The organism is Vibrio rotiferianus CAIM 577 = LMG 21460, assembly GCF_002741985.1.
GTDB classification, from domain to species: domain Bacteria; phylum Pseudomonadota; class Gammaproteobacteria; order Enterobacterales; family Vibrionaceae; genus Vibrio; species Vibrio rotiferianus.
In genome coordinates this window covers 1-444 of record NZ_APHW01000091.1, presented here as the reverse complement: position 1 = coordinate 444, position 444 = coordinate 1, and the positions used below count along the sequence as shown (strand labels likewise).

Sequence of the window (444 nt, the reverse complement as noted above, 5' to 3'; positions counted from 1 at the left end):
ATACCTGCCACAGGTTTTTAGCCTGAAGTTCAGAGCTGCAACGCCACAGTTCTTTTAATTGCGCACCCAGTAAGTAGGTTGTCATCAAGTCCTGATTCATATTCAATATTTCTGTGAGGTAGCTTTCCTGTTGTGTATTTAAATTATCCTTATTTTTCAATAATACCCAGCGCGAACGCTTGACCCATTGCCTTGCTTTTTTGTCCTGTTTTAGCTTATTGGCTTGGTCGACTCTGACTCTATCCATCACTTCACGACCGAACTTAGCAACAACGTGGAACAAGTCATAAACGACACGGGCATTTGGGCAATGCTCTTGGACTTCAAGGTCAAAAGCCGTATTCATATCCATTGCTACTGCTTCGATATTTTTTCCGTGCTCGCCTAATTGTTCAAAGAACGGTCGAATATCCTTGCGGCTACGACCTAGCCCTATCCAGATAA

1 protein-coding gene is annotated in these 444 nt (G+C 43.0%); it reads right to left on the bottom strand.

Going from position 1 to position 444, the window contains the following annotated elements; genetic code table 11:
- Positions 1-444, bottom strand: a 444-nt coding sequence (locus B853_RS16350) for a transposase (RefSeq protein ID WP_143700809.1), incomplete at both ends; no start/stop codon positions are given.